This window comes from Curtobacterium flaccumfaciens (genome assembly GCF_051548005.1).
In the GTDB taxonomy this organism is placed as follows: domain Bacteria; phylum Actinomycetota; class Actinomycetes; order Actinomycetales; family Microbacteriaceae; genus Curtobacterium.
The window spans coordinates 1-11,365 of the sequence record NZ_JBPUGH010000111.1 but is presented as its reverse complement, the minus strand read 5'-3'; the positions used below and the strand labels follow the sequence as shown (position 1 = coordinate 11,365).

Here is an 11,365-nt window from a genome sequence, read left to right as displayed (position 1 = left end):
CACCGAGCCTCCCGGCCCACCCACCACCCACCCCGATGACGGAAGCCGCATGACCACAGCCCTGTACCTGCTCCGGCGCGTGCTGCAAGCACTCGCCGTGGTCCTCATCGTCACGATCGTCGTGTTCTGCCTGCTGCACGCCCTGCCGGGCGGACCCGCCCGCGGCGTCCTCGGCGTCTCCGCGACGCCGGCGCAGATCGCCGCCTTCAACCAGTCGCAGGGGCTCGACCAGCCGCTGCCCGTCCAGTACCTCCGGTTCCTCGGGCGCCTGCTCACCGGCGACATCGGGATGTCGTACACGCTCAACGAGCCGGTCTCGCAGCTCATCGCCGAGCGCCTGCCGAAGACCCTCGTGCTCACCGGCATGTCCGCCGTCCTCGGCCTCGTCATCGCGATCCCGGTCGGCATGTGGCAGGCCGTCCGCCGCAACGGTGCGGTCGACTACGCGGCCACCGCGCTGGCCTTCGTGTTCTACTCGACGCCCGCCTTCTTCCTCGGCCTCGTGCTGATCATCGTGTTCAGCCAGCAGCTGCCGTGGCTGCCGTCCCAGGCGCCGAGCGGCAACACCCTCGCCGAGGTCTTCCAGGACCCGGCCGGCCTCGTGCTCCCCGTCGTCACCGGAGCCCTCGCCATGATCGCCGTGTTCAGCCGGTACATGCGGGCCTCGACGCTCGAGAACCTGCAGGAGGAATACGTCCGCACCGCCCGCGCCGGGGGTGCCTCGACGGCGACGATCCTCCGGCGGCACGTGTTCCGGAACTCGCTCACCCCGGTGGTCGCCATGCTCGGCTACTACCTCCCCGTGCTGTTCGGCGGCGCGCTCGTGACCGAGCAGCTGTTCAACTACCCCGGCATGGGGCTGCTGTTCTGGAACGCGGCGCAGACGTCGGACTACCCGACGCTGCTCGGCTGCGTCCTCGTCATCTCGATCGCGACGGTGGTGGGCACGCTGCTCGCCGACGTCGCGCAGTCCCTCATCGACCCGCGAACGAAGGCGACCCGCGCATGAGTGCCGTCACGTCCCTCATCGACACTGCGCCCACCGACGACGTGATGGGAGTCCGCGCATGAGCGCCGTACAACTCGCACCGGAGGCACCCGGCGCACCCGTCGTCGTCGCCTCGACCGGCTGGCGCCTCGCCGTCCGGCGATTCCGGCACAACACCCTCGCGGTGATCGGCCTCGTCGTCATCGTCGTGGTCGTCCTGTTCTGCTTCGTCGGTCCGCTCCTGTACCCGACCGACCAGATCCACACCCAGCTCGACCAGGTGAACCTCGCCCCGAGCGCCGCCCACCTGCTCGGCACCGACGCCGTCGGCCACGACGTCCTCGGTCGGCTGATGTTCGGCGGCAAGGTGTCGCTCATGGTCGGCATCGCAGCGGGCGTCCTCGCGACGGTCGTCGGCACGCTGTGGGGCTCGGTCGCCGGGTACGTCGGCGGGTGGGTCGACGCCGTCATGATGCGCATCGTCGACGCCGGCATCGCCATCCCCGCGCTCTTCATCCTGCTGGTCATCTCGGCGATCACGACGCCGGGGGTGTGGGGACTCATCGTCATCCTCGGCTTCGTGTCCTGGCTCGTGCCCTCCCGGCTCATCCGGGCCGAGACGCTCACGCTCAAGAACCGCGACTACGTGCTCACCCTGCGGGCCATCGGCGGCTCGCACGCCCGCGCCATCGGACGCCACCTGCTGCCGAACTCGGTCTCCACGATCGTCGTCGCCGCCACGTTCCAGGTCGCCGACGCGATCCTCCTCGTGGCGTACGTCTCCTACCTCGGCCTCGGTGTCCAGGCCCCCGCCACCGACTGGGGCGGGATGCTCTCCGCCGGGTTGACCGCTGCCTACTCCGGACGCTGGTGGCTCATCGTGCCGCCGGGACTCGCCGTGATCCTCGTCGTCTGCGCGTTCAACGCCGTGGGCGACGGGCTCCGGGACGCCTTCGACGTGAGGGGCCGCTGATGTCCGTCCTGACCACCACCGACCTCGGGATCACCTTCTCGACCGAGTCCGGCACCGTCGACGCCGTCCGCGGTGTCACCCTGCACGTCGAACCGGGTGAGACGCTCGCGCTCGTCGGGGAGTCCGGCTCCGGCAAGTCCACCGTGGCGCTCGCCGCGATGGGGCTCCTCTCCGGCAACGCGACCGCGACCGGCAGCGCCGTCGTCGACGGCCACGAGGTCGTCGGCACCCCGGAGTCAGCCCTCCGGCCGCTCCGCGGATCCACCGTCTCGATGGTCTTCCAGGAGCCCGCGACCGCGCTCGACCCGCTCACCCGCGTGGGCGCGCAGATCGCCGAGGTCATCCGGAACCACGAGGACGTGTCCGCCGCGGCCGCATCGGCCCGAGCGGTGGAGCTCCTCGACCGCGTCGGCATCCCGTCGCCCGCGAGCCGGGCGAGGGCGTACCCCTTCGAACTGTCCGGCGGGCAGCGCCAGCGCGTCGTCATCGCGATGGCGATCGCGAACGCGCCGAAGCTCCTCATCGCCGACGAGCCCACGACCGCGCTCGACGTGACGGTGCAGGCCGAGATCCTCGAACTGCTCCGCGGGCTCGCCGCCGACACCGGTACCGGGGTGCTGCTCGTGACGCACAACATGGGCGTCGTCGCGGACTTCGCCGACCGGGTCGCGGTCATGCTGCAGGGCGAGGTCGTCGAGACCGGAGGCGTCGAGGACGTCCTGCTCCGCCCGCAGCACGACTACACGAAGCGGCTGCTCGCCGCGGTGCCGCGGCTGGAGGTCGCGTCGTCCGCGCCGGTTGCGTCGTCCGTGTCGTCCGTCTCGTCCGCGTCGACCGGGAGGCACGACTCGCCCCCGGTGGTCGACCTGCGGGACGTCACGGTGACCTTCGGGCGCGGGGCGCGCGCGGTTCACGCCCTCCGGGGGATCGACATCGCCGTCCACGCAGGCGAGACCGTCGGGCTCGTCGGGGAGTCCGGCTCGGGCAAGTCCACGGCCGCACGCGTCGCACTCGGCCTGCAGAGGCCGACCTCGGGCAGTGTGCACCTCTTCGGCACCGACCTCGCACGGGCGCGCGGACGCGACCGCCGCACGCTCCGGTCGGGCATCGGCGTGGTGCTGCAGGACCCCGTGGCCTCGCTCGACGCTCGGATGTCCGTCGCCGAGTGCATCGCCGAGCCGCTCGCCGTGCACCGTCGCGGCATGTCCTCCGCCGACAGGCGTCGGCGCATCGACGAGGTCCTCGACGCCGTGCGCCTCCCGCGCGGTCTGGCCTCGCGAGCACCCCGTGAGCTCTCCGGTGGGCAGCGCCAGCGGGTGTCGCTCGCCCGGGCGCTCGTGCTCTCGCCACGGCTCCTCGTCGCCGACGAACCGACGAGTGCCCTCGACGTCAGCGTGCAGGAGACCGTGCTCGACGTGCTTCGGGAGTTGCAGGGCGACCTCGGGTTCGCGTGCCTGTTCGTCTCGCACGACCTCGCCGTCGTCCAGCAGTTCGCCGAGCGCGTCGTCGTCATGCGCCAGGGCGTCGTCGAGGAGCAGGGCGCGACCGGTGCCACCCTCGTGCACCCGGAGACCGACTACACCCGGCGGCTCCTCGCGGCGGTCCCCGTGCCCGACCCCGTGGTGCAACGGCGTCGTCGAGCCGAGCGGCTCGTCGCTGCCGGGACGGTGACCGCATGAGCGCCGAGGTCATCGCCGGCATCGACGTCGGGGGGACGAACACGAAGGTGCTCCTCACCACGCCGGACCTGCAGGTCGTCGACCGCGTCGACCTGCCGACACCGGCGCACGCCGGCGGCACGGCCATCGTCGCGACCGGCGTGCGCGCGGTGACGGACCTGCTCGACCGGCACCGGGCCTCCCTGGCGGGTGTCGGGGTCGGTGCAGCCGGCGTCGTCGACGCCGGGACGGGCACGGTCCTCGTGACCGGCAACTCGTTCACCGGCTGGGCCGGGTACGGCGTGACCGCGGCCGTGACCGAGGCACTCGGTGTGCCCGCGTCCCTCGACAACGACGTGAACGCGTTCCTCCTCGGCGAGGTCGCGACCGGCGCCGTCGCGGGGGAGCCCGACGTGCTCGGCATGACGCTCGGCACCGGGGTCGGCGGCGCGCTCGTGCTCGGCGGGACCCTCTTCGCCGGACCGCGAGGCGCCGCGGGCGAGATCGGCCACGTGCCGGGGTTCGGCGACGCGCTGTGCACGTGCGGGCAGGTCGGACACCTCGAGACGCTCGCCGGGGCCCGGGGGATCGCGGACCGGTACGCCGAACGTTCCGGACGCCGGGTCTCCGCCCGCGAGGTCGCCGACGCTGCACGGACGGGTGACGCCGACGCCGCCGCCGTGTTCGAGCGAGCCGGATGGGGTCTCGCGCGCGCCGCCCTGCTCACGGCGGGGATCCTCGACGTGACGACCGTCGTGATCGGCGGGGGGATCGCCCGCTCGTGGGACCTCCTCGAACCGGCCGTCACCGCCGCCATCGCTGCCGAGCCGCCCGTCAGCGGTGCACCGATCCGGCTCACGCTGTCCACGCTGGGGTCCGACGCCGTGGCGCTCGGGGCGGCGGCGCAGGTGCGGGACGTCGTGTTCGGGGCCGCACCCGTCGCGTGACCCGGGCGGCGATCACGGGCCGCCGACACCGACCTGGGGCGGGTGCTCGACCACCTCGGCGGCGCCCGCCTTGTCGAGCGAGCCGGGGAAGTTGAACCGGGCGAACCGGCCGGTCGGGTCGTGGACGCTCGACGGGCGGGTGATCGACGACCCGGCGAGCGCCGCGAGGAGCGCATCGCGATGCGCCCCGGTCACGGTGGCCTCGCGACCCTCCCTGATGACGATCACCGCCGTCCGCCGCTTGCGGATCCCCAAACGGAGCGAGAGCAGGTCCGGATCCACGTTCGTGAACGGCTCCAGTTCCGCGAAGTCCACCGCGGTAAACGGCACGACCCTGCCGCGGATCCGCACGAGCTCGCGTTCGCGGTCGATCGCGAAGGGCCGTGACACGAGGTGGAGCACACCCCATGCCGCGAGCAGGACGAGTCCCCATCCCGCGAACCAGATCGGAATCGCGATCCACCCGAACGACTGGAACGGACTCGGACCGCCCTTGCTCACGAACGCCGAAGCCGTCCCGAACGCCAGGACGAACGGCCACAACCGGCCGAGTCGACGGCGGATCACCCGCCGCTTCGGTTCGTCGTCGAACTCGACCCAGTCGCCCGCCATGGGCCGGACGGTACCCGCGCGCACCCTCCGCCGACCGGCCGGGTGCGTCCGCAACAGCCTTGCCGACATTCGCCGAGGCCGTGGAAGTTGTCACGGCGTGTGCGTGGTCCGTGCCCCTGGGCCGGCGTGGAGCGACCCGCGGGCATCGTGGGCGCATGAGCCAGTACGACAAGCGCGACCCGAACAGCCTCTACCCCGCACCGCCGTACCCCGAGCAGGAGCAGTCGCTGCCGGGCGCCGCCTGGAAGATGGACCCCGAGCCGGACCACGGCGAGCAGAGCTACGTCGGCAAGGAGCGCCTGACCGGCTACCGCGGCATCGTCACCGGTGCCGACTCGGGCATCGGCCGCGCCGCCGCGATCGCGCTCTCCCGCGAGGGCGCCGACCTCGTGCTCTCCTACCTGCCCGACGAGCAGGAGGACGCCGAGCACGTCCGCGACCTCCTCGAGGGAGAGGGGCGCCGTGCGGTCCTCTTCCCCGGGGACATCTCCGACGAGCAGTACTGCCAGGACCTCGTGCAGAAGGCCGTCGACGAGTTCGGCGGCCTCGACACCCTCGTCATGGTCGCCGGGCGCATGGACAGCAACGACGACATCCTGACGCTCAGCACCGAGCACTTCGACTCGACCTTCAAGACGAACATCTACTCGCTGTTCTGGCTCACGAAGGCAGCGGTCCCGCACCTCGAGCCGGGATCGACGATCGTCACCACCGGGTCGATCCAGGCGAGCACCCCGTCGCCCGACAAGATCGACTACGCCATCTCGAAGAGTGCCGTGAAGACCTTCACCGAGGCGGTCGCGCAGCAGCTCGCGCCGAAGGGCATCCGGGTCAACTCCGTCGCTCCCGGCCCGGTCTGGACGCCGCTGCAGCCGGGTTCGGACGACGCCCAGACGGTCGCGCACTTCGGCGAGTCGTCGCCGTTCGGGCGTCCGGGGCAGCCCGCCGAGCTCGGCGCCGCCTACGTGCACCTCGTCAGCCCGGAGTCGAGCTACCAGTCGGGTTCGACGATCACGATCGCGGGCGGGACGCCCGCCTTCTAGACGTACCGACGAGACGGACGGGCGCGCCCCGCACAGCAGGAACGCGAAGCGTTGCGCGGAGCGCGCCGACCGAGCCTGCGAGGGAGGACGGTGCCAGCTGGCACCGTCCTCCCGTCCGTCACCCAGCCGCCCTCGCGACCGGCGGCCGTCAGCCCTGCGGGGGTGCGTACAGCTGCAGGTCGTTGCCCTCGCTGTCCGTGAACGGGACGATCCGTCCCCACGGGTGCTCGCTGATGTCGCCCGGGACCTCGACGCGCTTCGACCGGAGGTCGTCGACCTCGTCCTCGAGGCTCCCGTCCGGCTGGAAGGTGATCACCGCACCGCCGCCGCTCGACGGGCTCGCCGGTTCCCGCGCGTTCAGGCCGAGGCGCAACCCTCCGGCGTCGATCTCGCTCCAGTCGTCGGACTCGCTCGTCACCGTCAGGCCCAGCGCGTCCCGGTAGAACCCGATCGCCCGTTGCATGTCGCTGACCGGTACCCAGACCGCTGCCACTCCACTCGCCATGGTGTCTCCCTCTCGTCGTGGATGTCGTACCCGGCCGACGGTAGGTCGCTTGGATGCGCACGCGCACAGGCGTGGAGGTGTCCCAGCCGGGCGCGGGCAGCATGGGACGTGACGACGGGAGCAGCGATGGCAGGCGTGACACACGTGGTACTGGTGACGTGGAACGGGACCGACGGGCTGGCCGCACAGGCGGATGCCCTCGCTCGGGAGCACCTGCCCCGCATCGACGGCGTGGAGTCGGTGCGCTCGGGCCCGAGTGTCAGCACCGAGGGCCACGAGGGTGGCTTCGACTGGATGCTCGTCGTGCGGTTCCGTGACCGGGCAGCGCTCGACGGCTACCTGCCGCACCCCGAGCACCAGCCCGTGTCCGCGCACATCCGGGCGGGCAGTGAGCGCGTGGTGGTCTTCGACGTCGAGGACTGACCGTTGCGGTGGGGGTCACCCCGTCACCGCTCCCGAGCCGGCTCCCGCGGACGGCTGACCGGTCCGGAGGAGTCGGCGTGCACGCTCCGCGTCAGTCGACCAACGACTGGTTCCCGAGCACGATCGCCAGTGCGAGCCGTTCGGCGTCCTCGGACCCCGGCTCCGCCGTGTACACGAGCACCGTGAGGTCGTCCGAGGCGATCTGCAGGGTGTCGCAGTCGAGCGCGATGCGCCCGACCGACGGGTGGTCCACGACCTTCCGCCGATCGCCCTCGCGCACGGGGGCGGGATCACCGGTGTCCCACAGCGACACGAACCGCGGACTCGCCGCTCGGAGGTCCCGCACCAGGTCGCGCAGGGCGTGGTCGAGTGGGAATCGTGCGACGGTCATCCGGAGGGCGGCCACGAGCGACGCCTCGAACGCTTGCTGCTCCTCGACGGTGTGCACGGCGCGACTCCCCGGACCGACGAGGTGGCGCCATGCGGTGTTCCGTTCGTGACCCCGGAGGCCGTCGACCGGACCCATCAGTGCGTCGTACGGGGCGTTCGCGGTGAGGATCGTGCCCGCGGCGTCGAGCACCGCCACGGGCGTGTCCGCGAGTCGATCGAGCAGGCGCTGGACACTCGACGGGATGCGTGTCGGCACGACCTCGGCCCCGGGGACGGCGTGCCCGGCCAACCGGAACAGCAGCTCCCGCTCGGCGTCGGCGACCCGGAGCGACCGTGCCAGCGCTTCGACGACCTGCGCCGACGGCGTCGTCGCACGCCCCTGCTCGAGCCGGGTCAGGTAGTCGGCGGAGATCCCGGCGAGGGCGGCGAGCTCCTCCCGGCGGAGCCCTGCGGCTCGTCGCCGGCTGCCCGGAACGGCGCCCACCGTCTCCGGCGCGACGTGGTCGCGAAGCCGCCGCAACGTGCGGCCGAACTCGGTTGCCATGCGCCCAGTCTGTGGCGCGGACGGCGTGTTGTCCTGGGTCCGCTGGTCCCAGGACGACCGGACGACTGCCCGAGAGGACCGCGACGTCACAGGCTGACGGCATGACAACCACACTCGTCACCGGCGCCTCGCGAGGCCTCGGCAAGGAGACCGCCCGCCAGCTCGTCGCCGCCGGACACACCGTCTGGGTCGGCGCCCGCGACCTCGCAACGGGGGAGGCCGTCGCTCGAGAGATCAGCACGTCTGCGAACCCCGCTCGCGCCGTGCGGCTCGACGTGATCGACGACGCCTCGGTCGCCGACGCCTTCGCGCACATCGACGCCGAGGGCGGCCTCGACGTCCTCGTGAACAACGCCGGCATCGGCAAGGTCGCACTGAACGGGCCCGAGGCACTCGAGGTCTTCGACACGAACGCCGTCAGCGTCGTCCGCACGACCGAGGCGGCCCTCCCGCTGCTCCGCCGTTCGACCACACCGATCGTCGTGAACATCTCGAGCGCGCTCGGGTCGTTCGCCGCGAACCACGACCCGGAGAAGCCGGCGTCGCAGTACCAGGCGATCGTCTACGGCGCGTCGAAGGCGGCGGTGTCGATGCTCACGGTGCAGTACGCCCGCGCCGTGCCCGAGGTCCGGTTCGTCGCGGTCGAACCGGGCTACACGGCCACCGAGTTCGGCGGCGTGGAGAACCCGCTCGGTCGCCCGGTCGAGGTGAGCGCCGCCACCGTCGCGGCAGTCGCCGACGCCGGGGCCGACGCACCCAGCGGTGTCTTCCTGGAGGACGGTGCACCGCTCGGGTGGTGACCGGGCGACGGCCGGGAGGCGCGGGTCGGGCCCGCACCGCGCCTCCCGTCCGCCGTCACGAGGGTCGTCCGCGAACGGCGCTCCGCGCCCCCTCGCCTCGCCGGCTGTTGCTCCCTAGGCTGGTGGCGTGGCCGACACGACCGGAACGACCGTCCTGCTCACCGCCTTCGAGCCCTTCGGGGGCGCCGCGACGAACCCGTCGTGGGACGCCGTGACGGCGCTCGCCGATCGGTGGGACGGCCCGGGTCGGCTCGTGACCGAACAGCTGCCGGTGGTGTTCGCCGAGGTGCGGCAGCGCCTGGCCGCGGCGATCCTCGAGCACCGGCCCACCGTCGTCATCGCGACCGGGCTCGCGGAGGGGCGGTCGGCCGTCACGCCGGAGCGCGTCGCGATCAACGTCCAGGACGCCCGGATCCCCGACAACGCCGGCGCGCAGCCCGTCGACGAGCCGATCGATCCGAACGGACAGCCGGCGTACTTCACGACCCTCCCGATCAAGCGGATCGTCTCCGAGATCCGCGCCCTCGGTGTCCCGGCCGCGGTGTCGAACACGGCGGGTACCTTCACGTGCAACCAGGCGTTCTACGAGCTGATGTCGTTCGCGGACCGTGACGGACTCCGCGCCGGGTTCGTGCACGTGCCGGCCGTCCCGGGGTTCGGCGACGGCACAGTGCCGACACTTCCGCTCGAGGACGTCGTGGGTGCGCTCGAGGTCGTCGTCCGCGAATCCCTCCGCGGTGGCCCGGACCTGGTCGAGCAGGGCGGCGCCGAGCACTGACCCCCGGCCGCCGGTGTCCCGGACGCTGAACGGTCTCTGATGGATCGTCACGGGAATCCGGGCCCGCGCTCCCGCTGACCTGGGACGATGGTCGGATGACCGCCGACGCCCCACTCCTGCGCCCCCGGGGCCGCTCCTCCGCCGACCGCGACGTGGTGGGCATCCTCGAACCCGCCCGGTACCCGCTCGCATCGGTGGTGCTCGCCGTGGTGGCGGTCCTCGTGATCACGGGCGTCGGGTTCACGCTCGGGACCGTCGACCTCGGGCTGTCGAAGGCCCTCAACGCCCTGCACACCGGAGCGCTCGGGGCGTTCACCGACGGGGTCTACCACGTGATCAGTCCGGCCCCGGCGATCGCGATCACGTTCGTCGTCGTCGGGGTGATCTGGTGGCGGACGCGCGACCTCCGACCGGCGCTGGCGTTCGGCGGGACCATCGCGATCACCTGGATCCCCTCGGCGGTCGTGAAGGAGATCGTGCACCGCGCCCGGCCCGACGTCGCCGTGCTGCCGCACCCGTTCCCGGTGCAGCCCGACCCGGGCTACCCGAGCGGCCACACGGTGTACATCACGGCGTTCGTGATCGCCCTCATCTGGCTCCTCCGCGAGAACCGCTGGCACCGGGTCGTGCTCGTCGCCGGGACGGTGGCGATCGTCGTGGTGTTCTTCGCGGTGTCCATCGACGCCGTGCACTACCCGACGGACGCGGCGGCCTCGATCCTCTGGTCGCTCGCGGTGGCGCCGGGCGTCCGGGTCGTCTGGGTCGACTGGCTCATGCCGCGCGTCCCGTTCCTCCGAGGGCCGCGTCGGGCCTGAGCGCGCGCGTTTCGTGACTCCACCCCGCGTGGGTCAGTTCTCGATGGGGAGCAAACGACGCGCGCCGGTGCCGTCCGCGCCCATCGCGTCGCCCGGGTTCATCACGAGGCAGGCGTTCAGTGAGACGCAGCCGCACCCGATGCACTGCGTCATCTCCTCCTGCAGCCGCTCGAGTTCGAGCTGGCGGGCACGGAGCCGAGCGCGCCACCGCTCGTTGAGCCGAGCCCAGTCGCGCAGGGAGGGCATCCGGTCGGTCGGCAGCGTCTCGAACTGCTCGGCCACCTCGCTGAGCGGGATGCCGAGTCGTTTCGCCACCTGGATGATCGCGATCCGTCGTTCGACGTGCCGCGGGTAGAGGCGGGTCCCTCCGGTGGTGCGCTCCGGGTGGATGAGGCCCTTGCGCTCGTAGAAGTGCAGTGCCGACGCCGCGACTCCGGTCCGCCGGACGACCTCGCCGATCGAGAGCAGGTCGGTCGGTCTCGGTACCGGGATCTCCACCATGGTCGAGATCGTACGCGCGGAGGTCGTTCCCATCGCACTTGACATGCAATGAGGACGGCAATATGTTGTACATCATAAGCCGACGCAGGGTCGGCTGGAACCCCGAAGGACACGACCATGACCGTTCTCTCGCAGCAGGACATCGCCCGCCCCGTCTCCTCGAACTGGCCCGCGCCGACGGACAACCCCGTCCTCGACGCCGTGCTCTCCGGGCTCGAGCGCCTCGGAGCAGCGCTGCCCCACGCCCTCGCGGTGCCCGTGATGCTCGCTCACGAAGCGCTCTGCACGCTCGCCGAGCGCCGCTGAGCGCACGCGGCTGACCGCGAGCCGGCCCTCGCCGAGCCGGGCCTCGCCGAGCCGGGCCTCGCCGAGCCGGGCCCCGCCGAGC

General features: G+C 72.2%; 14 protein-coding genes. 10 read left to right on the top strand and 4 right to left on the bottom strand.

What is annotated here, in order from left to right; all coding sequences use genetic code 11:
• The first annotated feature begins 49 nt into the window (after positions 1 to 49).
• The 4 genes from ACSW7Y_RS12700 to ACSW7Y_RS12685 are packed head-to-tail and all read left to right on the top strand — an operon-like array spanning position 50 to position 4,566.
• Positions 50 to 1,009 carry an ABC transporter permease gene (locus tag ACSW7Y_RS12700; protein ID WP_438126639.1) on the top strand — a complete coding sequence of 320 codons (960 nt, stop codon included), beginning with the start codon at positions 50 to 52 and terminating at the stop codon, positions 1,007 to 1,009.
• Positions 1,010 to 1,067: 58 nt separating this feature from the next.
• Positions 1,068 to 1,961, top strand: coding sequence for an ABC transporter permease (locus ACSW7Y_RS12695; protein WP_438126638.1), 894 nt, complete (start codon positions 1,068 to 1,070; stop codon positions 1,959 to 1,961).
• Positions 1,961 to 3,640 carry a dipeptide ABC transporter ATP-binding protein gene (locus ACSW7Y_RS12690; RefSeq protein ID WP_438126637.1) on the top strand — a complete coding sequence of 560 codons (1,680 nt, stop codon included), beginning with the start codon at positions 1,961 to 1,963 and terminating at the stop codon, positions 3,638 to 3,640. The genes ACSW7Y_RS12695 and ACSW7Y_RS12690 overlap by 1 nt, the downstream gene beginning before the upstream one ends.
• Positions 3,637 to 4,566, top strand: coding sequence for an ROK family protein (locus ACSW7Y_RS12685; RefSeq protein WP_438126636.1), 930 nt, complete (start codon positions 3,637 to 3,639; stop codon positions 4,564 to 4,566). Before ACSW7Y_RS12690 ends, ACSW7Y_RS12685 begins: the two co-directional genes overlap by 4 nt.
• A 12-nt stretch (positions 4,567 to 4,578) precedes the next feature.
• Here the strand turns inward: ACSW7Y_RS12685 and ACSW7Y_RS12680 are convergent, their stop codons facing one another.
• Complete coding sequence (locus tag ACSW7Y_RS12680) at positions 4,579 to 5,178, bottom strand: hypothetical protein (RefSeq protein WP_438126635.1); 600 nt, start codon at positions 5,176 to 5,178, stop codon at positions 4,579 to 4,581.
• A 155-nt stretch (positions 5,179 to 5,333) separates the two neighbouring features.
• Between ACSW7Y_RS12680 and ACSW7Y_RS12675 the strand changes: the two genes are divergently transcribed.
• Positions 5,334 to 6,221: an SDR family oxidoreductase gene (locus ACSW7Y_RS12675; RefSeq protein WP_438126634.1), complete on the top strand. Its 888-nt coding sequence runs from the start codon at positions 5,334 to 5,336 to the stop codon at positions 6,219 to 6,221.
• Positions 6,222 to 6,369: 148 nt separating this feature from the next.
• Here the strand turns inward: ACSW7Y_RS12675 and ACSW7Y_RS12670 are convergent, their stop codons facing one another.
• Positions 6,370 to 6,726: a VOC family protein gene (locus tag ACSW7Y_RS12670; RefSeq protein ID WP_438126633.1), complete on the bottom strand. Its 357-nt coding sequence runs from the start codon at positions 6,724 to 6,726 to the stop codon at positions 6,370 to 6,372.
• Between the two features lie 126 nt (positions 6,727 to 6,852).
• On the opposite strand from ACSW7Y_RS12670, the gene ACSW7Y_RS12665 reads away from it, so the two are divergent.
• The gene (locus tag ACSW7Y_RS12665) at positions 6,853 to 7,149 is read left to right on the top strand and encodes a Dabb family protein (RefSeq protein WP_438126632.1); all 297 of its coding nucleotides are present in this window, start codon (positions 6,853 to 6,855) and stop codon (positions 7,147 to 7,149) included.
• Positions 7,150 to 7,240: 91 nt separating this feature from the next.
• Here the strand turns inward: ACSW7Y_RS12665 and ACSW7Y_RS12660 are convergent, their stop codons facing one another.
• A complete protein-coding gene (locus ACSW7Y_RS12660) occupies positions 7,241 to 8,083 on the bottom strand; it encodes a helix-turn-helix transcriptional regulator (RefSeq protein WP_438126631.1) in 843 nt (280 codons plus the stop codon).
• Between the two features lie 101 nt (positions 8,084 to 8,184).
• On the opposite strand from ACSW7Y_RS12660, the gene ACSW7Y_RS12655 reads away from it, so the two are divergent.
• The 3 genes from ACSW7Y_RS12655 (at position 8,185) to ACSW7Y_RS12645 (ending at position 10,476) form a co-directional block, all read left to right on the top strand.
• A complete protein-coding gene (locus tag ACSW7Y_RS12655; protein WP_438126630.1) occupies positions 8,185 to 8,883 on the top strand; it encodes an SDR family NAD(P)-dependent oxidoreductase in 699 nt (232 codons plus the stop codon).
• 127 nt (positions 8,884 to 9,010) lie between these two features.
• Positions 9,011 to 9,661, top strand: coding sequence for a pyroglutamyl-peptidase I (pcp, locus tag ACSW7Y_RS12650; protein ID WP_438126629.1), 651 nt, complete (start codon positions 9,011 to 9,013; stop codon positions 9,659 to 9,661).
• Between the two features lie 95 nt (positions 9,662 to 9,756).
• A complete protein-coding gene (locus ACSW7Y_RS12645) occupies positions 9,757 to 10,476 on the top strand; it encodes a phosphatase PAP2 family protein (RefSeq protein WP_438126628.1) in 720 nt (239 codons plus the stop codon).
• A gap of 33 nt (positions 10,477 to 10,509) precedes the next feature.
• Here ACSW7Y_RS12645 and soxR read toward each other — a convergent pair whose 3' ends face one another.
• Complete coding sequence (gene soxR, locus ACSW7Y_RS12640) at positions 10,510 to 10,977, bottom strand: redox-sensitive transcriptional activator SoxR (RefSeq protein ID WP_438126627.1); 468 nt, start codon at positions 10,975 to 10,977, stop codon at positions 10,510 to 10,512.
• Positions 10,978 to 11,094: 117 nt separating this feature from the next.
• Here soxR and ACSW7Y_RS12635 point away from each other — a divergent pair, with 117 nt between their 5' ends.
• Positions 11,095 to 11,283, top strand: coding sequence for a hypothetical protein (locus tag ACSW7Y_RS12635; protein WP_438126626.1), 189 nt, complete (start codon positions 11,095 to 11,097; stop codon positions 11,281 to 11,283).
• Positions 11,284 to 11,365: the final 82 nt, after the last annotated feature.

Excerpts from the sequence above, each read along its gene's own strand:
- ACSW7Y_RS12700 (WP_438126639.1), top strand. The coding sequence starts at position 50 with ATGACCACAGCCCTGTACCTGCTCCGGCGCGTGCTGCAAGCACTCGCC.
- ACSW7Y_RS12695 (WP_438126638.1), top strand. The coding sequence starts at position 1,068 with ATGAGCGCCGTACAACTCGCACCGGAGGCACCCGGCGCACCCGTCGTC.
- ACSW7Y_RS12690 (WP_438126637.1), top strand. The coding sequence starts at position 1,961 with ATGTCCGTCCTGACCACCACCGACCTCGGGATCACCTTCTCGACCGAG.
- ACSW7Y_RS12685 (WP_438126636.1), top strand. The coding sequence starts at position 3,637 with ATGAGCGCCGAGGTCATCGCCGGCATCGACGTCGGGGGGACGAACACG.
- ACSW7Y_RS12680 (WP_438126635.1), bottom strand. The coding sequence starts at position 5,178 with ATGGCGGGCGACTGGGTCGAGTTCGACGACGAACCGAAGCGGCGGGTG.
- ACSW7Y_RS12675 (WP_438126634.1), top strand. The coding sequence starts at position 5,334 with ATGAGCCAGTACGACAAGCGCGACCCGAACAGCCTCTACCCCGCACCG.
- ACSW7Y_RS12670 (WP_438126633.1), bottom strand. The coding sequence starts at position 6,726 with ATGGCGAGTGGAGTGGCAGCGGTCTGGGTACCGGTCAGCGACATGCAA.
- ACSW7Y_RS12665 (WP_438126632.1), top strand. The coding sequence starts at position 6,853 with ATGGCAGGCGTGACACACGTGGTACTGGTGACGTGGAACGGGACCGAC.
- ACSW7Y_RS12660 (WP_438126631.1), bottom strand. The coding sequence starts at position 8,083 with ATGGCAACCGAGTTCGGCCGCACGTTGCGGCGGCTTCGCGACCACGTC.
- ACSW7Y_RS12655 (WP_438126630.1), top strand. The coding sequence starts at position 8,185 with ATGACAACCACACTCGTCACCGGCGCCTCGCGAGGCCTCGGCAAGGAG.
- ACSW7Y_RS12645 (WP_438126628.1), top strand. The coding sequence starts at position 9,757 with ATGACCGCCGACGCCCCACTCCTGCGCCCCCGGGGCCGCTCCTCCGCC.
- soxR (WP_438126627.1), bottom strand. The coding sequence starts at position 10,977 with ATGGTGGAGATCCCGGTACCGAGACCGACCGACCTGCTCTCGATCGGC.
- ACSW7Y_RS12635 (WP_438126626.1), top strand. The coding sequence starts at position 11,095 with ATGACCGTTCTCTCGCAGCAGGACATCGCCCGCCCCGTCTCCTCGAAC.